The organism is Mucilaginibacter sp. UYNi724 (genome assembly GCF_054057495.1).
Map to the genome: position 1 here is coordinate 50,955 of NZ_JBSRZI010000006.1, position 21,580 is coordinate 72,534.

Here is a 21,580-nt window from a genome sequence, read left to right on the forward strand (position 1 = left end):
AAACGGACCTGCAAATTATTGCCGGTAAACAAAACCTAAGAGCTTAAGCCAGTGGCAGCTCAAAATAAAATGTAGAGCCCTTGCCCGGCGCGCTATTAACCCCAATGGTGCCATGGTGATTATCAATGATCTGTTGCGAGATGTAAAGGCCCATACCCAAGCCGCTGGTCATGTTCTTTTTATCTTCTACACGGTAAAAACGCTCAAAAATGCGATTGCGCTGATCGTTAGACAGGCCAATGCCATTATCGGTAACAGAAACACGCACATTGTCGCCACGCTTTTCGGTATTGATGATAACCGTTTTATTAACCTGCGAGTATTTTACAGCATTACTGATAAAGTTCATGAAAACCTGTTCTAAACGCTCGGCGTTACCTTTTACAATAAGTGATTCGTCAGCATTATTTATAAAAATATATGATGGATAAACGTGTAAAGAGGTATCAGTACTTTGGTTTATCAGTTCGGTAAGGTTTACTTCTTCAAATGCATACTCTAAACGGCCGGCCTTTATCTTACTTACGTCAAGCAAGTCGTTTATTAAACTTTGCAATTTATTGATAGATACGCCCGCTTTGCCTATGTATTGTTTAATAATAGGGGGCAACTCTTCTCGTTTATAACTTTCTATCAGCTGTAGGTATCCCTTTAAACTGGTTAATGGAGTTTTAAGTTCGTGGCTGGCAATGCCGATAAACTCGTCTTTGCGATCCATTTCGCGTTTTTGATCCTCGATATCGGTAGCGGTACCAACCCAAAATATGATCTCGCTCTCGTCATTTCTCAATGGTTGGGAACGGTTTAGGTGCCAGCGATAGACCCCGTCATGCCTGCGGTAACGGTTTTCTACTTCAAACATTTCGCCGGTTTTTAACGAATTCGCGTACTTGTCGGCTGTTTCCTGCAAATCGTCGGGGTGTACCAGTTCTTGCCAGCCAAAACGACCGGTGGTATCAAAATCCAACCCTGTATAGTCGTACCAGCGTTGATTGTATGAGGTTACGTTACCATCCGGCAGGTTGGTCCAGGTCATCTGTACAATATTGTTGGTAAGCAATTTAAAGTGCTCGCGGCTTATCAGCAAGTCGCCGGTGCGTTCTTTAACGGTTGCCTCCAGGCTGTCATTCAGCTTTTCTGTATATGCACGCGATTCCTCTAACTGGTTGTTACGTTGCTGTAGTTGCCTTTCGGTTTCTTTTAGCACGCTTAGGTCAGTAATTATGATACTAAGTGCGGTACCTGTGTCCAACTCAATCGTGTTGCACGAGAACAGGCAGTGCATATCCTTGCCACCGCCATCTTTCAGGATGATCTCCTGTCGGCAATCCTGGTCCCAGCTATTATGGATCACTTTTTTTAAAGTCTCTTTTGATGAATCGGGCACGAAAGACTTAAGCGGCATCCCTAAAACTTTTTCGAGCGGGGTGGCGGCCATTACAGCGAAGCGTGTGTTGCAATATAAAACGATGCCATCGCGGTTTATGGTAACGGCGCCTTCGCTCATGCGTTCAATAAATACACGGTAGGTTTGATCGGCAGTTTTTAGGGTATACAGCTGATGACCGTCGGTGTCTTTTACCACAAGGGCATCCACCTGGCCGGTACGTATTGCATTAATGGTTTCCTGCGCTTCTTCCAGTTGAAAGCGCAGTTCCTGAATTTCTTCTAAGGTGTTGTTCTGCTGCTTCATAAATTAACTGTTAGCAATACCCAACCCTTTTAAAACACGTGGAACATTGCTCATGTCGCCTATCATCCTCCGTTCGGGGTAAGGCGATTTTTTGATCATTAAAGGTACCGCAATTACATCCTCGCCTTCGGCAAGTTTGGGTTGCTGATGAATGTCGATGATCTCCAGCTCGTAGTTGCCTGCAAGGTATTGCTCACAAATGGCTTTAGTATTCTCTACCGCTCGGATTGAATTGGGGGATGCCCCGGTAATAAATAAGCGTAATACGAAAGGCTCGGCCTTCGCATCATCGTCGTATCGGTCTAAACTCTCGTTCTTAGCGGCCATAACTATAAGGTAATACAATTAAGCAGGGCGAATGTTTAAGCCCACCAGTACCTTTTCTTCGTTAGAGAGGTCGCCTATGATCTTGCGGATAGGCTCCGGTACTTTACGCACCAAAGTAGGAATAGCCAGTATCTGGTCGCCCTCAGCAAGTTGCGGTTTCTCCAACAGGTCAATAACTTCTATGCGGTACTGGCCTTGCAAATATTCTTCGCAGTATTTTTTTAGGTTAGTTAATGCTGTAACACTTTTGGGCGTTTTGCCTGCCACGTACAGCCTTAGTTCCCATTTTTTATCTATTTGCTTTGCCATTACTTTTTACGGGTTTTATTAACGGTTTCCGTTTGCTCGCCTCTTCTCATCCTGATCACTTCATCGCGGTTGGTTGATAAGATCTGTTTTTTTAATTCTTCTTCCAGGTACACCTTGTTCAGTTCTTCCTCTATCGATTCAAACTCGCTGTTAAGGCTGGCAATTTTAGCTTCCAATACCTGGCGTTTGCGTAGTATCTCGCGGTCTTTACGGCTAACGGCATTTGTACGGATAGCTTCGCCGGTTTGCTCAAGCAGCACTTGTTCTTTACGTGCCGAGCCGGTAAGTACACCACCAGGGCCCAGATAAACGTCAACAAGGCTAAGCCCCTGGTCACTAATAATAAATTCGCGTACCTGGTTAGAGTGCTTCATCCCGCGCGATTTCATTACATACAAGCCACGGTTGCGCTCGCCATTAAATTCAATATCGCGCACCAGGATCCAGGCATCTACCAATGATGATACGCCCTCGTCGGTTTGCTCGTTTACGATGGTGTTTAATGATAGGGCGGTAAACATTACCGAAATCTGCTCTTCCTGCAAAAAATCTATCATGCGCACAAGCATGTTTTTAACATCGCTTACCGAACCAATATTAATGAAGTTGGTTATCGGGTCGATGATAACTACGCTTGGTTTATGCTTTTTAATAAGCTTGTGCATAGCCACCAGGTGCATTTCCAACCCATAAAGGTTTGGCCTCGACGCGTTAAATATCAGCAGGCCTTGATTTACGTAATCTTGTAGATCGACACCTATTGAACGGATGTTACGAATAATTTGCTGGGGAGATTCTTCCATTGCAAAGTACACGCATTTTTCGCCGCGGCGGCAGGTTTCGTTAGCGAAGGATGCCGCTAAACTTGTTTTACCTGTGCCTGCGGTGCCTGATACAAGCACGCTGCCACCACGATACAGGCCTTTGCCACCAAGCATATCATCCAGCCCTTTTACCCCTGTAAATAAGCGCTCGCTGGATACATTGTTTGACATTTTTAGCGATGTAACCGGCAAAACTGATATTCCGTCTTCATCTATCAGGAACGGATATTCGTTTGTGCCATGCACCGTGCCCCGGTATTTTATGATACGCAGGCGGCGGGTGGTTATCTGGTTAACCACGCGGTTATCAAGCAGTATCACGCAGTCGGATACATATTCCTCCAGCCCCTGGCGGGTTAACGAACCTTCGCCTCGTTCGCCCGTAATAATGGCTGTAACGCCTTTTTCCTTTAACCAGCTAAAAAGCCTGCGCAGTTCGGTACGTAAAACAGCAAGGTTATCCAGGCCGCTAAAAAGGTTTTCGAGCGTATCTAACACCACGCGTTTGGCGCCAATGCTGTCAATAGCGTAACCAAGTCGTATAAATAACCCTTCCAGGTCGTACTCGCCGGTTTCTTCTATCTCGCTGCGGTCAATATGTACGTGATCTATCTTTATTTTTTTCTCTTCCTGTAGTTTCTTCAGGTCAAACCCTAACGATGCCACGTTCATAGCCAAATCGTCGGTCTTTTCTTCAAATGCTACAAAAACTCCGGGCTCGTTGTATAGTACGGCGCCGCGCACAATAAACTCAATAGACATGAGGGTTTTACCGCAGCCGGCCTCGCCGCATATCAATGATGGCCTGCCAAGGGGCAAACCACCACCGGTAATTTCATCGAGCCCTACAATACCTGTTAATGCTTTGGGTAATGAGCCATACATTACAGGTTCTTTCTTTTTTTGAGATTTACTCATGGGTAATTGTTTTCAATAGTTCATAAAATATAATACACTTATAAGCCACCGGGACTATTTATGCGATTATGTTATAAACTATCTGTATTAAAAATATTTACACCTAACTAAGCGGGTTTATAAATTGTTTGGTTTATAATACTTTTTTTACAATTTTTTTGTAAAAACAACCTTCAAATAAGTTTTTTTACCGTCATTTAAGTTCAAGTAAAAATATTATTTGCCGGATTAGCTAAAATGGTACAGATGATTTAATATTGTATAACATTCTGCGCGCCTACAGAATTTTACCTATATCGTAAGCAGTATGTTTATATCAATTTTTCTGCCGAAAAATGGAAAACGACTTCAAATCGAACACGCAAAGCGAAAACATATTTAAAATACTGGTGGAGGAATCGCCTTCGCCGGTTGCCCTTTACCTGGGCCGCGACCTGGTGATAAACCTCGCTAACGATGCCGTGTTAAAAGTATGGGGCAAAAACGCTGCCGTTATTGGAAAAACATTTAGGCAGGCACTACCCGAGCTGGAAGGGCAGGGCTTTTTTGAACTACTTGACGAAGTTTTTACAACCGGTGTAGCTTATGAAGCCCACGGTGCGCCGGTGGGCCTGATGTCCAATAATCAACTCAAAACATTTTATTTTAACTTTAATTATAAGCCGCTAAAAAAAGAAAACGGAGAAGTTTGGGGAATATTAAATACTGCCGAGGATGTTACCGAATTGGTGCTTACCCGTAAAAAATTGGCCGAGGCCGAGGACCGGTCGCGCTTCGCGCTTGATTCTGCAGAACTGGGTGCCTGGGATATGGACCCCGCAAATGGCAATCTTACCTGGGACGAGCGCTGTAACGCCTTGCACGGTTTTGCGCCCCGCGAGGTTACCGAATACACCGATGTACTGAAAAATGTTTACCCGGATGACCTGGATCGCATCACGCAAAACGTAGGGGTAGCTCTGGATGCAAGCGGCGACGGGTACTACGACGAATCCTTTAGGGTAATATGCCCCGAATCAAAAGAAATAAGATGGCTGCGCAGTAAAGGCAAGGCCTATTTTAACGAGCAGGGTAGCTGCATCCGCTTTGCGGGCACTACGCAGGATATTACCAACGAGATCCATGACAAAGAAGAACAGCGTAAATTAATTACGCTGATAGATAACACATCCGACTTTATTAGCTTAAGCGATGTTGATGGTAACGTTACCTATGTGAACGCCGTTGGCCGTAAAATGGTGGGCCTGGAGGATACTGATAAGCTGGCCCACAATTCTGAATTTATAATGCCGGGCGAATTGGATAAGTTGAAGAACAGCGTAAACAAATCGCTGCAAAAAGATGGCAAATGGAGCGGCGAAATCTTATACCGTAATTTTAAAACAGGCGAGGCTATCCCCGTTCAGGGCACCACCATGTATATATACGACCCGAGCGGCAATGCCCAGGGCCGTGCAACCATAGCCCGTGATCTGCGTGGCGAAATTACTAATAAGCAGGCCCTGGTTAATAGCGAACACCTGCTGCAAAATATAACCAGCGCGTCGCCAACGGCGCTATGGATGTCTGATGACCACGGCATGATCACCTACGCCAACAAAACCTGGACAGATTGGACAGGGCAGGCAACCGAAGATATTTTAGGCACAGGTTGGCTTCATTGTATCCTGCCCGAAGACCGGGTAAAGGCCGCCGAAAAGTTTTTAGAGGACCTTAAGGCACAAAACCCTTATGAGGTTGACTTTAGGATTCGCAGAAAAACAGGAGAAGTTCGTTGGTGCATCGCCACGGGCAACCCGCAGTATGATAATAATGGCGTGTTTAGGGGCTACATTGGCGCCTGTACAGATGTTACCGAAAAAACCATTACCGATATTGAGCTGCAACTGAAAAACAATGAGCTTAACGACCAGATAAAGCAGTTCGCGTTTGTGACAGACTTTATGCCCGTACAGCTTTGGACGGCCAAGCCTAACGGCGAACTGGACTACGTGAACCAGCAAACCCTTGATTTTTTTGGTTTGCCGATGGAAGATATAATTGGTGACAAATGGCCCAACAACCTGCACCCCGACGACCGCGACGGTTGCATCGCGGCCTGGGTGGAGTCGTTATCAACCGGGAGCCTGTACCAATACGAATTTAGATTGCTGGATAAGAACGGCGACTACAAATGGCACCTGGTGCGCGCCCTGCCTTTTGTGCGCGACGGCGAACTTGTACGCTGGTTTGGTACCAATACCGATATAAACGAGCAAAAAGAAATGCAGCGCCAAAAAGACGACTTTTTGGGCATCGCCAGTCACGAATTAAAAACCCCGGTTACCAGCATAAAGGCCTACGCGCAGGTACTTGGCGCTATGCTAAGTAAAGAGGGCGAAGAGAAAAAGGCCGCCATGGTGATGAAGATGGATGCACAGCTTAACCGCCTCACCAACCTGATAGGCGACCTGCTGGATGTCACCAAGATAAACTCGGGGCGTATCCTGTTCAATAAAGTTTGGTTCGATTTTAACCAGGCTATACAGGAGTGCGTGCAGGACTTGCAGCATACTACCCATAAGCATGTACTGGTAATGGATTTTAAAGAGACCGGAAGCATCTATTCTGATAAGGAGCGCATAGGGCAGGTGATAACCAACCTGGTTACCAACGCTATTAAATATTCGCCACAAAGCAACCGCATTGTCATTAGCACCGAGCGCGACGATAATATGGTAACCGTTTGTGTGGAAGATTTTGGAATAGGCATAGCCGAAGATAAAAAGGAAAGGGTGTTTGAACAGTTCTATCGTGTTAGCGGGACAAAGCAGCATACTTTCCCCGGTTTGGGGTTAGGATTATACATTTCAAATGAGATAATACGGCGCGAAGGCGGTAAAATGTGGGTAAACAGCGTTGAGGGAAAAGGGTCTACTTTTTGCTTCTCGTTACCTGTTGAGATAACAGAGACGAAATGATATTTAAAAACCAGTTAAACCTGCCCGCAATTTATAACTCAAAATTGCACATTTAGATGAGCCAAATGCCCAAGAAGATAATGATTGCCGACGACGACCCAGGAATTGTAGATGCGGTAGAAATGATCCTCGAGTTTGAAGGGTACGCTGTTACTACAACTGTTGACGGGGCAACTGTGCTCGACATGAAACATGAACTGCCCGACCTGCTGCTGCTGGATATTTGGATGAGCGGCGAAGACGGCCGCGATATTTGCCGCAAACTAAAATCAGAATCCCTTACTAAAAATATACCGGTGATTATAATATCTGCCAGCAGGGACATTGCCTCATCTGCCTTTGCTGCCGGTGCCGACGATTTTTTGGCAAAGCCGTTTGAAATGGATGTGCTTTTGGAGAAAATAGAAAAGCTAACCAATTGAATTTATCCTTTCTATTTAGAGAATAATAAGGAACATCGAATTTTAAATGATGAAGTAAAAAATTTCGATATTGGGTGTTCGAAAATCATCATTCGATATTACTTCATTCCTTGTTGTGGGGTATCCACCTTCGCACTATCGGCCGCCCTCCAGGCCTCATAATTTAACCCGGGGGTTAGCCAATATAACAATGCCACCCTCGAGTATCGGTAATTAAAAGGCGACAAAACGAATATTACCCCCATCAATACCGCAACATATAACCACGGCGAGTTAGATCCTGTAAGCATGTGCAAGCCTATCGCGAAGATCAGCATTTCGGCCACGTTGAAGCTGTAGCTTACAAACATGGCTACATACCAATATCCCGGTTCGCGCTCGTAATGCAGGCCGCAGTGCGAGCAGCGCTCGTGCATTTTTTGTGAACTGAAACCATAGGTAGGCGTGCTATAAATATCGCCACGGCGGCAACGCGGGCACTTGGCTTTTATAAAACCTTCTAAAACGTGCACTTCTTTGGCGGGTTTAATATCAGATGTTATCATTGGGCTATTGGGTTTTTACGGAAATATTCGGGAGTAAATCCGGTGTATTTTTTAAAGAATTTGGTAAAGTAGGAGTTGTCGGCAAAGTTGAGTTTGGCGGCTATCTCGGTAATGTTTAGGTCGAGGTTTACTAGCAAGCGTTTAGCCTCCAGGATTACCCGGTTACGGATCACCTCACCTGCCGAAATGCCCAGCATATCGTTACACAAGGCATTTAAATGGTTGGGGGTGATGTACAGCAACGCCGCGTAATCTTTAGGGAGGCGCAGTTTAGCAAAGTTTTTATCGGTTAACCTCCTAAAGCTTTGCAGCAGCGTGTAATTATAAGTTGGCGTAGCGGCATTTTGACTTTGAGTATTGTGCCTTGCCACCAATATAAACAATTGCAGCATCAGCGTGCGGATCATATCCATCCCCATGCGGCTAATTTCATTGCTCTCCTGTATCAATTGCTCAAAAAGGGCCATTATCTGCTGGTGCAATTCAAGTTTTAGGTCGATCACCTCATCATCCACATTGCCGCTAAAGAATGGCAGGCTTTCCAAATAATCGGGCCTCAGCAAAAACGACTGGAAAAACTCCGCAGAAAAATTGATGATGTAGCCATCTACCGGGCCTTCAAAATTCCAGCGGTGTACCTGGCCCGGTACCATAAAATAAATTTGATAGGGTTTTACCGGGAAACTTGTAAAATCGATAGCATGGTTGCCGCCGCCCTCAGTAAATAATACCACATGGTAAAAAGTATGCTTATGTGGCAGGCTAAGGTTTTGATGTTTTAATAAATAAGGCGCAAAACGGCTGATAAGCAGATCGTTGTGCTGATGATCAGACAAAGAACAGATATCATAAACTGGGAACGCCTTTTTCATACTACAAAGATACTTAACTGTTACCTATGGAAATGGTGCGGAATGTGGTTGTTATGGTATTTTTTACTGATTGTGATAACAATCACTTTTTACAAGAAAGTAATTGTGATGTATATACCAACCTGTTTAATATCAATTTCCAATAATAGCTTGTTATGTGGGGCGGTGATTATTGTCAAGAATGGATAGACTCGGAAAATAGCGAACACCGAATGTTGAATTTAGAATGATGAAGCTAACCACTTCGATATTTAACATTCGAAATTCATTATTCGATATTATTAATTGTGTTCTTCAGGCTAATCTTTACTAATTTCACCCCATGCAAAAACCCGACAGCCTTATTTTTGATATGGACGGCACCCTTTGGGATGCCGTTGACACCTATGCCCACTCCTGGAACGTCGTTTTCGCCGAATTGGGGATAGGCAAGACCATCACACGCGATGTGTTGGCCGGTATGGTAGGGATGGAGGGCAAAAAGGTGATCGAAATTTTGATGCCCGAGTTTGACCACGATAAACGGGTAGAGATATACGGCCTAGTGAACGGCCGGCGCCATAATTTGATTACCGAAAAGGGTGGCATCTTATACGATGGTGTTATAGATGGCTTGAAATTATTAGCCGAAAAATATCCGCTATTCATTCTCAGTAACTGCGCTAAGGGCATCATTCGCCAGTTTATAGACTGGGCAGGGATAGACCATCTGATAAAAGACGAACTGGCCCACGGCGTTAACTTTATGCCCAAAAACCATAATATAAAATTGCTTATGGATAAGCACGGGTTAAAAACCCCTGTTTACATTGGCGATACCGAAGGCGACGGGCAGCAAAGCCGCCTGGCGGGCATACCGTTTGTGTTTGTAAGCTACGGTTTTGGCACTACAGAGGACTACGACCTTAAGTTCGATGATTTTACATCGCTGGTAAATTATTTTGTAAACTTATAAGCGGCCGATACGTTAGCTTTACATAACAAATTTATCCATCATGAAGGGTCGCGTTTTAACAATCATATTTTTGGTTTTGGCAGTGGTAATAATCGGCGTGTGTTACTACCGCTATTACTTTGTTTTTGGCGAAGGCACCAAGGCCGGCACCATGAATTATTTTGTTAAAAAAGGCTATATGTTTAAAACCTACGAGGGCAGGCTGATTCAAAGCGGCATTCGCAGCCAAACGCAGGGCAATATCTCGTCAAACGAATTTATGTTTTCGGTTACCGACGAAAGGGTGGCTGATAAACTTAACCACAGTGCGGGCGCCATGCTGGAGGTGCATTACAAAGAGTATATCCACACGCTACCGTGGCGGGGTGTTAGCAGTTTTGTAGTGGATAGTGTAATGTCGGTAACGCCGGTTGCACCAGTAGCGCCTTAGGGACTACCCTTTGGCGGTGTTGCACCTACGGAGCAAAAGAATTGTTTATTATTTTTTACAAAGCATAACCTCTACGAGGTAGCCGTATTAGCACACGTTTGTTGACGCACTTATTAAAACAAAGGATCGGCTTTTCCCGAATTTTGGGTTAGGATCTTGCTCAGGTTATATTGCCTTTCTGCCTCATCATCGCCTTTTATCAAACCTTTTTTAAATAGGCCTTCTAACACTTCGCGCGTTTGTTGCAGGTGGGTAGTTTTGTTTGTCTTTGGTTCAAACTCATCCATTTTTGCAGCTACCTGCGGGGCGGTAGCATACTCTAAATGTGCAAGGGCAAATACCACGTTATCTTGTAACGAAGCGCCCGCATCGTACTTATGCGGTACGTGCAGGGGCTTGTAATCTTTCAAAAAATCCTGATTGGGGCTATCCATGATTAGGCTACTTGCTTGTAAGTATCGCGTAAGGCTTTAATGGCATCGTGCGCTATTTTTAAGCCATTAATGTGGTTAGTAAGCAGGTTTACTACTTTTTCATCTTCCCAAAAAAGTTCCTTATCATCCATTGCCTTGCGGTAGGCGCTTTTGGCCACGTCCTCGCCATATTCGCAATCTGATAATATCGAGTGGCTATCTTTTTTCGCGAATGCCGATTTTACATCCATCCAGGCGTGATAGAATTTGCCAGATAAAGTGGTGCCATCGGTTGGCGAGCCGCCCAACAGGTGTATGTAGTCGTTAAGTTCGTTTACGTAACCGCGGCTTTGGTCGGCATAGCCTTCAAAAACGGTTTTTAACGATGCATCTTCCGACCCCTCAATGGCTTTTTGATACCCTGCAACGCGGTCGTTATTTATTTTGATCAGATCGTTCAGTGCCGAGATCTGGTGTTGTACGTGTTGTAATGTTCCCATGTTAGTAAATGTTTATACTTCGTCAACATATTGTGGAAGTTAAATGTTTTAAGTTTATAGAAAATATAAAAGGGTGCAATAAATGGAAATTGTCACGCTGAACGTAGTGAAGCATCTATTCGCCGCCATGCACTTCGCGATTGCATTAGTTCAATAGTAGTTCCTTCGCTATCGCTCAGGATGACAAACTATTTTGGCAGGTAAGGCTACTACTACTCAAACAACTCCTGCTCTTCCGTATAATACGTCTTACGTGATTTTTCATCGATCAGTATCGGCGCACCTTTGGGGCTGTGCTTTTTCTTGGCGTTATGGATCAGCATAAAATCGCGGATCTCCCCGGCAATGATGTCAGGGTTGGCTTTGATGATCTCTTTCTCGGCGTTCTTCAGCACCTCGTGGATGGATTTTATCAAGTCCTTAACCTTATCAGCAGGGATCTTGTTACTTACCGAGAATGGCGAAATGCGCGCGTCCCACAGGATCTCATCCGCGTAAGCATTACCAATACCGCGGATGATCTTTTGGTCCAGCAGTACGGTTTTAATATTGGTTTTCTTTTTGGCAAGGATGCCCTTCAGGTATTCGGCGCCGGCATCGGGCGATAAAGCGTCGGGTGCGGGTTTGGGCTCAGAATTTAGGGTAGGGGCGGCTATCCCCTGAAAATCGGTTAGCACCAGCCCGGTATCATCGGTAAATAAAAGTTCGATGATTGGGTATTTATTCTCGCTTTTGCCTTCAAATAAAAACAGTTTGCCATGCAGCATCAGGTGCAAACCAAGCACATCGCCTTTGCTAAATTTAAAAAACAGTTCCTTGCCATCGCGGTAAACCGACGATAGTTTTTGGCCGTGCAAGGTGTCTTGCAACTCCTGGTGGGTAACATTTAGCTTTGGCGCTTTATGTACGGTAACTTCTTTAACGGTTTTACCGCCAAGTTTTTTATCGAGGTTATGGCTAAAGACTTGCAGATCGGGTAGTTCGGGCATGGCGGTGTTTTTTGGTTTACGAATTTAAGCTTGTTGGTAATTAAAACAATAGCCATTATTAAAAGTTGTCAACCAAAGCTGTATTTATAACGTATCTGTTATAAGGCTTTAATAACCAAGTATAAAAATGCCATATATAGCAGCAGTTTCTAAAATTGATCTCCCGGATAAAACCGACCAGCAGGACGTAAAGGCACAGGCGCGTGAAATGTTCAGTAAAGATTTCCCTCAGGCCGATAGGCTGATGCCCGCTTTTGATAACACCGGAATTGTTACCCGCAACTTTGTAAAACCTCTTAGCTACTACGCGGAAACCACCACCTTTAAAGAGCGCAACGACGAGTATATCAGGCTATCCCTGCAATATTCGGTGCAGGCTATTGAGGATGTAATTACCAAAGCACATATTGACAAGGCGGATATTACCGATATTATATTTATCTCCACCACAGGCCTTGCTACGCCAAGTATAGACGCTATGATCATTAACCAGATGCATTTAAACCCGCATATAAACCGCACGCCCGTTTGGGGTTTAGGTTGCGCAGGCGGGGTGGCCGGCATGGCTAAGGCTAACCAGGCTGCAAAGGCCAATCCGGATGCGGTGGTGCTGTTGGTGGCAGTAGAACTATGTTCGCTTACGCTCATCAAAAGCGATTATAGTAAGAGTAATTTTATAGGTTCAAGCTTATTTTCTGATGGGGTGGTGGCCTGCATTATTAAAGGTGATAACCATGGGCAGCCAAAGCAACAATTGCAGATAAAGGCAGCAAGCAGCAAATTGTACTACGACTCGCTGGAGGTGATGGGCTGGGATTTTAGAGAGGATGGTTTTAAGGTTGTTTTCTCGAAAGATATCCCCACGTTTATCCATACCAATATCAGTGCAGATATTGAGGATTTTTTACAGAAACATGGTTTGCAGTTAGGCGATATTAAAAATTTTATCTTCCACCCGGGTGGTAAAAAGGTTTTGGAGGCTTATGTTGATACCTTGCAAATTGAGGGGGATTTTTTGAAGAACACCCGCGAGGTAATGAACGATAATGGCAACATGAGCAGCGTTACCGTGCTATACGTATTGGAACGTTTTATGGAAACAGGCTTTGCCGATGGCTACGGGTTGATGCTGGCCATGGGCCCCGGCTTTAGCAGCGAAATGGTTTTATTGGATATGAAAAACTAAGCCGATGATATTTATTTTATTTATGTTATTCCTGATCTTTCAGCGCCTGGCCGAGTTGTACGTATCATCCAAAAATGAAAAATGGCTACTAAAAAATGGTGCTGTCGAATACGGTAAGGAACATTACCCATTTATGGTTAGCATGCACACGCTGTTTATCATCTGTATTATTGCAGAATACCTTTGGCGCGACGATAGCATTGTTAGTTACCCGCTGATCATTTTGTTTTTTGTACTTATTATTATTAAGGTGATTGTGATATCAACCCTGGGGCATTACTGGAACACCAAAATTTACAAAGTGCCCGGCACACGCCCTGTTGCAACGGGCATCTACAAATACATTAAGCACCCCAATTACATCATTGTGATATTGGAGATAGCCATTATCCCACTGGCCTTTGGGCTGTATTATACCGCGGTTATATTTACATTGTTGAATGCCGCGATGCTGTACGTACGCATCAGAAAAGAGAACGATGTTTTGGCGATGTAGATTGCTTTCGTTATAAAATAGTTAACCACCACGAAAAATATTCGATATGTTTGTGTAACAAAGCAGTAAAGAAGCTATCCAAATTAAACACAAACTAAAAAATATGAAACTAAAAGTATTAACCGCAGTAGCAGCCACCATTTTGCTGTCTGCATTTACCATCGCTACATCAGAGAAAGACTTGGTTGGTTCATGGAAAATTGATGACGCGAATGTGAACAAAGTGGTGAAAGCAGTAATTGCGAAAGCCGTTGAAGCCAATCCTGCCGTTGAAGACCAGATCAACGAGCAAAAGGAAATGATAGCAAGCGTAGTAAAAGGTGTAAGGTTAAATATTAAAGCAGACCATACTTACGAAGCAGTTAGTCAGCAAGGCACCAAAGCCGGTAAATGGGCGTTATCTGCAGATGGTAAAAATATTGATTTTACCAAAGAGGATGGCTCGGTACGTAAGGATGCTGTATTGGAGTCATCACCAACACGCCTTAAAGTTATTAACGGCGATATGAAAGATACCGTACTTTACGTACACCCGTAGTTATTAAACATAACCGCGTTAAAAAGCCCTCCCGACGATATGTCGGGAGGGCTTTTTAATTTTGATTTTTTACTTTTTTAATTTTGTCCCAACAGCGGTGCAAACTTGCTTTCGTAATCTTTTAGCTGTGCTTCCAGTTTGTTGCTAACAGCCGTTTGATTGGCGGTTTTGGCGTAACCGCTCATGCCGTTAAGCACTTGCAGGCCTATCTGCACATCGCGGCTGTTTACGCGGTTGGCATCGTCTTTTAGCAGGTAGTAGTTATAATCAAGCTGGTCTACCAAAAACTTATCTACGTTGGCTACAAATTTGTTGCCCAGTTTGGCATCACCTAACTTGTAAGCTATTTGCGCCAGGAACATTTTACGGGCGGTAACATCTATGTATGGGTACAGGTCCTCGGGCAGTTCGTCATCGCATTTATGCAATACTTTAAGTGCCATATCCGGGTGCCCTTCTTTCACCAGGTTTTGCGCCAGGTCTAAAAATGTGGTAAGCATTACGGGGTAAAACATATTGGTAGACTCATGATCGAGGTACTTAGCCGTTTTAAACTTGCCGTATTTAAACTTGTTCATCATATTATCATACATTACCAGGCTGTTGGTTTTGCTCAGCTGGTCGTGGTTGGCGGTATCGGCCTTAAGTGGTAACAAGCGGTACGTAAAGCCCTCTTTATATAAATACGGCTGTAAACCTATCAGGTTGCTGTTGCCAATAGTAGTGGTAAAGCAAATAGGCCTTTTCCAATTGTTATGGGCCAAAATATCCAGCAGGGCAAGGTTATCTTTAGTTACATAGTTTGATGTGTATTTCCAATCCATACTGGTAGCCAGCTGGCTTTTTTGATCGGGCGTTACTACTTTGTTCTTCATCACATCATCGGCGTTAATGGTGATCTTGAAGTTTTTTGTAGGCAGGTAATTAGCGCTTTGGCCGGCCTGGTTTTGGCCCTGCACGTTCTTATCGTCAGACGTCAGGAAATCAAAAACTTCTTTAAGTTCTACCGGGCCGTTTATCTTGCTATCGCTGTAATAGATCACATCGCGTACGCCGTCCTTATACTTATCATAAGGCATGGTGATAGGCAATGGCTCAGAGTTGTTCATTTTTTTCTGCATCTGGCGGATGTACCAGTCGCCGCTAAACAGGCTTAGGTTTACAATGCGCACATCCGGGCGGATGCCTTCTACCTCCTGATCGTACCAAAGCGAATAGGTGTCGTTATCGCCATAGGTAAACAAAATGGCGTTTGGCGGGCAGGAGATAAGGTAGTTGTACGCCATATCGTGCGGGGTCATCTTGGTAGAGCGGTCATGGCCGGGCCATTCTTTAAAGGCCATTAGCACCGGCGCAACCAGTAAACAAATGCCCGTAGCCATGTAGGCGGCTGTGCGTGCATTAACCTTGCGGCTAATGCCATCAGCAATGGCAATAACGCCAAGGCCTATCCAAATGGCAAAGGCGTAGAACGAGCCCACGTACGAGTAATCGCGCTCGCGCGGCTGTACGCTTGGTTGGTTCACATAAAGCACCACCGCCAATCCTGTAAAAAACCATAGCAGGGCAACTATCAATGCATCTTTCTTTTTACGTTCAAAATGGTAAACCAGGCCTATCACACCCAAAATAAACGGCAGGGCGTACAGCGGGGTATAAGTAGGGCTGTCTACTACAGATTTTGGCAGGTGCCTGCTGCCGTCAAAGATCCCGCTGGTCCAGTTGCCGTCGATGCTTTCGGTACTTTGCTGGCCGTCCTGGTCATTATAGCGGCCTACGTAATTCCATAAAAAGTAACGGAAATACATCTGGTAAACCTGCCAGCTGGCCATCCATTTAATATTATCTGTAAAGGATGGTTTTTCACTATCAGGCAACTGCAGCCAGCCGCGATAAAATTGAACATCGCTTGGGTCGGTGCTGTACATACGCGGCAAAAGGCCGGTATGGTCATAATCGTAAGTGGTCCGCTTGCCTGCAATTTCATATTTGGTGGCACCCTTGCGGTAAATGGTGCCGCCCTCATGCTGGTCGGTTATTTGCGCATCAAAGTAAGGGCCGCTTAATAGCGGGTTTTCGCCGTATTGGATGCGGTTTAGGTATCCGTAAAGGGTAAAAGCATTATCCGGGTGCGAGTTATTTAGGTTGGTATTGGCCGTTGCCCTGATAGGGATATAAGCGAATGAACCGTACCCAAAATAGATGAACGCGATACACAAGAACACCAGGTTTAAGGTTGGTTTGTTTTTACGGATGCTGTACATGATACCGAAAACAATAGCGGCGATAATAAGCACAAAGAAGAACAGCGCGCCGCTGCCGAAACCAAGGCCAAGGCTATTCACAAAAAACAGATCAAAAAACGCGGCGAATTGTATGGTATATCCCCTGATGCCGTATTGTACAAAACCAAGTATGGCAATGCTAATAAAAAAGGTTATAAATGCGCTTTTAGTGGTCACATTTTTATATCTGCGGAAATAATACACCAGCGCGATAGCCGGGATAGTTAACAGGTTTAACAGGTGGATACCGATAGAAAGCCCCATAACGTAAGCGATAAAAATGATCCATTTATCGGCACCTGGCTCATCTGCATGGGCGTCCCATTTTAATATAGCCCAAAATACAACAGCGATGCAAAGCTGTGACAGCGCGAACACGATAGTTTCTACAGCCGAGAACCAGAAGGTATCGGTATAAGTAAAGGCCAGCGCGCCAACAAGGCCTGCGCCCATAATAACGGTGGTCCGCGCATCGCCAAAGGTTTTTTCGCGGCCGGCAAGCAACTTTTTGGCAATGGCGGTTATTGTCCAAAATAAAAACATAACCGATGCCCCGCTTGCAATAGCCGACCCCATATTGGTGAAGTAGGGCACTTTGGTGTTATCGCCAAATGACAGCAACGAAAAAACTTTGCCCAGCATGGCAAACAAAGGGTAACCCGGCTGGTGCGATACCTGCAGCCGGTAAGCGCAGGAAATAAATTCGCCACAATCCCAAAAACTTACTGATGGCTCTAATGTTAAGATGTAGGTTGCTGAAGCGATAACAAAGCAAAGCCAGCCAAAAAGGTTATTAATTTTATTGTATTGCATCCTGTAACGGGTATATTTAAGCGTGGCAAATATCAGTATTTTTTGCAGCTTGTCGGTATAATAGCATATAGGCAACCATAATTTAACAGAAATTAACTGTTTGAGCCTCTCCCTGCCCTTTCCGATGGATAAGGTTTGGGTAAGGCTGAATTTAACGTTTTAGAATATAAATAAATAACACTTATTTTGTTGCGTATGCAAAAAAACTATACTAAGCTGGCAGGTAAGGTTGCTTTACTGTTCTGCATCATGTTTTTATCTGTTATTAAAGTTATGGCGCAGTCGGTTTATTTACCGCAATCGTACCAGCTGTATCAAAAGTTTAATGCAGATGTTTACTCAAAAGGCAACAGCATGCATACTTCGCTGCGGCCTTTTTTAATAGATAGTACACTACAAGGCCGTTATGAACAGGTCATGAACCGCGGGGTCGACAGCAGCCGCAAAAACTGGTTCCTGCGTAAAATATTTAACGAACATTTAATAGATGTTAAGGCAAAAGATTACACCTTTTACGGCGACATCCTTTTAGAAAACACCTTCGGGCACGATTTTAACGACAAAACCACTAACCCTGTAAGCTTTAAACCAATAGGATTTGGGCCAAATTCGCGCATTGGGCTAAACACCAGAGGGTTTCAGTTTGGCGGTACCATCGGCACAAAGTTTTCATTTTACACCAGTGCTTACGAAAACCAAGCCGCTTTTCCTAACTACTATACAGCTTTTGTAAAAACAATAGATTTTGTGCCCGGTCAGGCTTATGACCGCTCACCAAATAAAAGCTACCGCGATTATTCGTACGCTACCGCGATTTTATCGTACACACCTTCAAAATATGTTAATATCACTTTAGGGCAGGATAAAACTTTTATTGGCGACGGTTACCGTTCGCTGCTATTGTCAGATTATGGTGCAACTGCGCCATTGTTACGCGTAACAACAAATATTGGCCGGGTGCAGTACATGGCTATGTGGACGTATATGCAGGATGCCAACCAGCCAAAGTTTGATACCTTTGGGAGCAACCGCCGCAAGTGGGGCCTGTTTCATTATGTAGACTGGAGCGTAACCAACAGCTTGTCGCTGGGCTTTTTTAACGCCTACATTGTACCCGAAGCTGATGACAACGGCAATCGCCGCGGTTTCGACATAAATTTTGTTAACCCAATATTGTTTGCAAGTAGCTTAGGCCCGTCGTCGCAGCCGGGTAATGCATTGGTTGGTTTTACCGGTAAGTATAAAATATTTGACAAGACCGCCATTTACGGCCAGGCAATTTTTGACAAGTTTAAAGCCGACAACTTTTTTCAAAGCAACAACACCGATAATACCAATGGCTTTCAGCTGGGCATCCGCGGTGCGGATATTTTTGGGGTAAAGGATCTAAACTACTTGTTTGAGTATAATACGGTTAAACCTTACACCTATACCAATACCAGCGTTATAAGCGCATACACCTATTACGCACAATCAATAACTGACCCATTTGGTGCTAATTTCAGGGAGCTAAATGCCATAGTTAATTATACCGCCGGCAGGTTTGATTTTCAGGGGCAGTTGATGTACGCTAAATATCGCCTTGATGCAGCGGGCCAAAACAATGGTAAGGACCTTACCAAGCCATTTGTGCCAACCCTTAACAGCAATACGGTGGGCCAGGGCATAAGTACTAACCTTTACTATGCCGAGGGTACCGTATCATTTATGGTTAACCCTAAATATAATATGCGTTTGGAGCTTAACGGCATTTACCGCCGCGAATCAAATTTGTTGGCAACTAAAAACGCTACCATAATTTCATTTGGATTAAGAAGCAGCTTCAGGAATTTATACCATGATTTTTAATTAGCCCCACCCAGGCCCCGTCGTCCCGATAGCTATCGGGACGGCGGGGCTTAAGATTTTTTTAGAACCTCTCCGAAGGAGAGGGCGGGGAGAGGCTTTTTCCCTATCTTTGATATTCAATAATTATTATGGCTACAGAAGTTAAGTGCCCAAGCTGCGGACATGGTTTCCCTATTGAGGAAGTTATGGCCGAAGAATACAAGCAGCAGTTAAGGCTGAAGATGCAGGATTATACCCGCCAAAAAGAAGAAGAATTTCAAAAAAAAGAAGCGGATTTCAATACCCGCGAAAAAAAGCAGCAGGAAGCCTTTGACCTGCGCCTTGTAGATGAAAAAAAAGCCCTGCAATTGACGCTGGAAGAAAATCTGCGCAAATCTATCGCGAGCGACTTTGAGAACGAAATGAAGGTGTTGCAGGAGTCGATAACCAGTACAGCCGAAAAACTAAAGGTATCGCGCCAGAAAGAACTGGAGTTTTTACAGCGCGAGCAATCCCTCCAACAAAAGGAAGAAGAAATGGAAATTGCCCTGCAGCGCAAATTGCAGGAGCAGCGTGCCGAAATAGGCGAACAGATCCGCAAGCAGGAGAATGAAAAGCACAACATAAAAGATACTGAGTACCAGCTAAAAGTTAAAGAGCTTGAAAAGCAGCTGGACGACCAAAAGAAACTTGCCGAAGAGATGAAACGCAAGGCCGAGCAAGGTTCCATGCAGTTACAGGGCGAAGTGCAGGAGTTGATATTAGAAGAACAGTTGCGCAGCTATTTCCCGTTTGATGTGATCAGCGAGGTGGGCAAGGGGGTGCGCGGTGCAGATTGTGTGCAAACCGTACGCAACCAGTTTGGGCAAGAATGCGGCCGTATCATCTACGAAAGCAAACGCACCAACGCGTTCGGCGGAGACTGGATAGATAAGCTTAAAAAGGATATGCGCGCGCAGGGTGTTGACGTAGCCGTTATCGTAACCCAATGCTACCCCAAGGGCATGGATTGCTTTGGCGAAAAAGACGGCGTATGGGTCTGTAGCTTTGATGAGTTAAAGGCAGTATCATATATACTGCGCGATGGGGTCATCAAGCTGGCTAATATGGCTAAGGCTCAGGATAACAAAGGCGATAAAATGCACCTGTTGTATGATTACCTTACCAGCAGTGATTTTTCTGAGCAGTGGAAAGCCATTCGTGAGGGTTACATGAGTATGCGCCTGTCAATTGTTAAAGAACGTGATGCGATGGAAAGGATGTGGAAATCGCGCGAGAAACAACTGGATAAAGTTCTGTTAAATGCCGCCGGTATCAAAGGTTCAATAGAGGGGATAGCGGGTAACGATGTGATACAGCTAAGCCTTGATGACGATGATGAACCTTTACTGCTTGATTAGCTTACTGTTAACCATTACCCTCAAAAATAATAACGGTTAATACCAACCTTTATATGTAAATTTAGTTTTTACAGCTACTCCATTACACTTCCCGGTACTTTTTATCACACTACTACTTAGTATTTGTTAATGATTAAAATATTACTGGCCGAAGGTCATAATGTTGTGCGTAACGGCATTAAATCCCTTTTGGACAATGAGCAAGCCATTGAAGTTATTGCCGAGGTAAATAACGGCGAAGCTGTGTTAGAATTGCTAAAAGAAGGCTGTGTAGTTGATATAATTATATCTGCCATCAATATGGCCGAAATGGGCGGCGTTGAGCTTACCAGGCAAATTAAACTGTTATATCCGGCTATTAAAGTGGTAATACTATCGCGCATAAGCGATGAGCGCGTTATTATGGATGCTTTTAAAGCCGGTGCCAGCGGGTATCTGTTAAAAAGTATTGATGCTGACGAGTTTATATTTGGCCTTAACCATATTTATAAGCATACCGAGCGCTACGTATGTAACGAGGTAGCATTAGCCCTTTTAGATAAGCTTATTAAAACCCACATCAATAACTCTAAGGTTGATGTTGACAATACCGATATATCGCACCGGGAGATAGAAGTTTTAGCGCTGATAGCGCAGGGGTTTACCAACCAGGAGATCGCAGATAAGCTATTCACCAGCAAACGCACCATCGAAAGCCACCGCCAAAGCCTTATAGAGAAAACCGGTACAAAAAACACTGCCGCTTTAGTGAGATATGCCGTTCTAAATAGAATTATCGGATAATTTTTTTACTTAAATTTAAATGAAAGCCAATATATTTCATTTTAGGATAATAAATACGTATTTACACTTATATTATCCGTATTAATACTGTAGTG

At 44.3% G+C, this 21,580-nt stretch carries 20 protein-coding genes; 10 read left to right on the top strand and 10 right to left on the bottom strand.

Going from position 1 to position 21,580, the window contains the following annotated elements; all coding sequences use genetic code 11:
- Positions 1-43: 43 nt before the first annotated feature.
- Genes ACVW0P_RS10500 through kaiC form a run of 4 tightly spaced genes read right to left on the bottom strand, consistent with a single transcriptional unit; the run spans position 44 to position 4,071 of the window.
- Positions 44-1,693 (bottom strand): PAS domain-containing sensor histidine kinase, encoded by a 1,650-nt coding sequence (locus tag ACVW0P_RS10500; RefSeq protein WP_457132050.1) that lies wholly within the window; start codon positions 1,691-1,693, stop codon positions 44-46.
- Between the two features lie 3 nt (positions 1,694-1,696).
- A complete protein-coding gene (locus tag ACVW0P_RS10505) occupies positions 1,697-2,020 on the bottom strand; it encodes a circadian clock KaiB family protein (protein ID WP_457132051.1) in 324 nt (107 codons plus the stop codon).
- 18 nt (positions 2,021-2,038) lie between these two features.
- A complete protein-coding gene (locus ACVW0P_RS10510; protein ID WP_354431287.1) occupies positions 2,039-2,329 on the bottom strand; it encodes a circadian clock KaiB family protein in 291 nt (96 codons plus the stop codon).
- Complete coding sequence (gene kaiC / locus ACVW0P_RS10515; protein ID WP_457132052.1) at positions 2,329-4,071, bottom strand: circadian clock protein KaiC; 1,743 nt, start codon at positions 4,069-4,071, stop codon at positions 2,329-2,331. The genes ACVW0P_RS10510 and kaiC overlap by 1 nt, the downstream gene beginning before the upstream one ends.
- A 335-nt stretch (positions 4,072-4,406) precedes the next feature.
- Between kaiC and ACVW0P_RS10520 the strand changes: the two genes are divergently transcribed.
- Together ACVW0P_RS10520 and ACVW0P_RS10525 are read left to right on the top strand one after the other, a co-directional pair.
- Positions 4,407-7,031 carry a PAS domain-containing protein gene (locus ACVW0P_RS10520; protein ID WP_457132053.1) on the top strand — a complete coding sequence of 875 codons (2,625 nt, stop codon included), beginning with the start codon at positions 4,407-4,409 and terminating at the stop codon, positions 7,029-7,031.
- A gap of 65 nt (positions 7,032-7,096) precedes the next feature.
- Entirely contained in the window at positions 7,097-7,453 is a 357-nt protein-coding gene (locus ACVW0P_RS10525; RefSeq protein WP_457132054.1) for a response regulator, read from the top strand.
- Between the two features lie 98 nt (positions 7,454-7,551).
- Here ACVW0P_RS10525 and ACVW0P_RS10530 read toward each other — a convergent pair whose 3' ends face one another.
- Entirely contained in the window at positions 7,552-7,998 is a 447-nt protein-coding gene (locus ACVW0P_RS10530; RefSeq protein ID WP_354431283.1) for a DUF983 domain-containing protein, read from the bottom strand.
- The gene (locus ACVW0P_RS10535) at positions 7,995-8,870 is read right to left on the bottom strand and encodes a helix-turn-helix domain-containing protein (RefSeq protein ID WP_354431282.1); all 876 of its coding nucleotides are present in this window, start codon (positions 8,868-8,870) and stop codon (positions 7,995-7,997) included. The genes ACVW0P_RS10530 and ACVW0P_RS10535 overlap by 4 nt, the downstream gene beginning before the upstream one ends.
- A 322-nt stretch (positions 8,871-9,192) precedes the next feature.
- Here ACVW0P_RS10535 and ACVW0P_RS10540 point away from each other — a divergent pair, with 322 nt between their 5' ends.
- A complete protein-coding gene (locus ACVW0P_RS10540; protein ID WP_457132055.1) occupies positions 9,193-9,825 on the top strand; it encodes an HAD family hydrolase in 633 nt (210 codons plus the stop codon).
- Positions 9,826-9,865: 40 nt separating this feature from the next.
- Entirely contained in the window at positions 9,866-10,255 is a 390-nt protein-coding gene (locus ACVW0P_RS10545) for a hypothetical protein (RefSeq protein ID WP_457132056.1), read from the top strand.
- Between the two features lie 113 nt (positions 10,256-10,368).
- Here ACVW0P_RS10545 and ACVW0P_RS10550 read toward each other — a convergent pair whose 3' ends face one another.
- From ACVW0P_RS10550 to ACVW0P_RS10560, 3 genes are all read right to left on the bottom strand, one after another.
- Positions 10,369-10,689, bottom strand: a complete 321-nt coding sequence (locus tag ACVW0P_RS10550) for a hypothetical protein (RefSeq protein WP_457132057.1) — start codon at positions 10,687-10,689, stop codon at positions 10,369-10,371.
- A 2-nt stretch (positions 10,690-10,691) separates the two neighbouring features.
- Positions 10,692-11,168, bottom strand: a complete 477-nt coding sequence (locus tag ACVW0P_RS10555; protein WP_457132058.1) for a ferritin-like domain-containing protein — start codon at positions 11,166-11,168, stop codon at positions 10,692-10,694.
- Positions 11,169-11,380: 212 nt separating this feature from the next.
- Positions 11,381-12,157, bottom strand: a complete 777-nt coding sequence (locus ACVW0P_RS10560; protein ID WP_457132059.1) for a DNA-formamidopyrimidine glycosylase family protein — start codon at positions 12,155-12,157, stop codon at positions 11,381-11,383.
- A 127-nt stretch (positions 12,158-12,284) separates the two neighbouring features.
- Here ACVW0P_RS10560 and ACVW0P_RS10565 point away from each other — a divergent pair, with 127 nt between their 5' ends.
- The 3 genes from ACVW0P_RS10565 (at position 12,285) to ACVW0P_RS10575 (ending at position 14,377) form a co-directional block, all read left to right on the top strand.
- Entirely contained in the window at positions 12,285-13,343 is a 1,059-nt protein-coding gene (locus tag ACVW0P_RS10565) for a type III polyketide synthase (protein WP_457132060.1), read from the top strand.
- Positions 13,344-13,347: 4 nt separating this feature from the next.
- Positions 13,348-13,839, top strand: coding sequence for an isoprenylcysteine carboxyl methyltransferase family protein (locus tag ACVW0P_RS10570; RefSeq protein ID WP_457132061.1), 492 nt, complete (start codon positions 13,348-13,350; stop codon positions 13,837-13,839).
- 103 nt (positions 13,840-13,942) lie between these two features.
- Entirely contained in the window at positions 13,943-14,377 is a 435-nt protein-coding gene (locus ACVW0P_RS10575) for a lipocalin-like domain-containing protein (RefSeq protein WP_457132062.1), read from the top strand.
- A 77-nt stretch (positions 14,378-14,454) separates the two neighbouring features.
- Here the strand turns inward: ACVW0P_RS10575 and ACVW0P_RS10580 are convergent, their stop codons facing one another.
- Complete coding sequence (locus ACVW0P_RS10580; protein ID WP_457132063.1) at positions 14,455-17,550, bottom strand: DUF2723 domain-containing protein; 3,096 nt, start codon at positions 17,548-17,550, stop codon at positions 14,455-14,457.
- A gap of 120 nt (positions 17,551-17,670) precedes the next feature.
- On the opposite strand from ACVW0P_RS10580, the gene ACVW0P_RS10585 reads away from it, so the two are divergent.
- The 3 genes from ACVW0P_RS10585 (at position 17,671) to ACVW0P_RS10595 (ending at position 21,485) form a co-directional block, all read left to right on the top strand.
- The gene (locus tag ACVW0P_RS10585; RefSeq protein WP_457132064.1) at positions 17,671-19,323 is read left to right on the top strand and encodes a gliding motility protein RemB; all 1,653 of its coding nucleotides are present in this window, start codon (positions 17,671-17,673) and stop codon (positions 19,321-19,323) included.
- Between the two features lie 128 nt (positions 19,324-19,451).
- Positions 19,452-20,702 (top strand): DUF2130 domain-containing protein, encoded by a 1,251-nt coding sequence (locus ACVW0P_RS10590; protein ID WP_457132065.1) that lies wholly within the window; start codon positions 19,452-19,454, stop codon positions 20,700-20,702.
- A 129-nt stretch (positions 20,703-20,831) separates the two neighbouring features.
- On the top strand, positions 20,832-21,485 hold the full coding sequence (locus ACVW0P_RS10595) for a response regulator (RefSeq protein ID WP_457132066.1): 654 nt from the start codon (positions 20,832-20,834) through the stop codon (positions 21,483-21,485).
- Positions 21,486-21,580 lie beyond the last annotated feature (95 nt).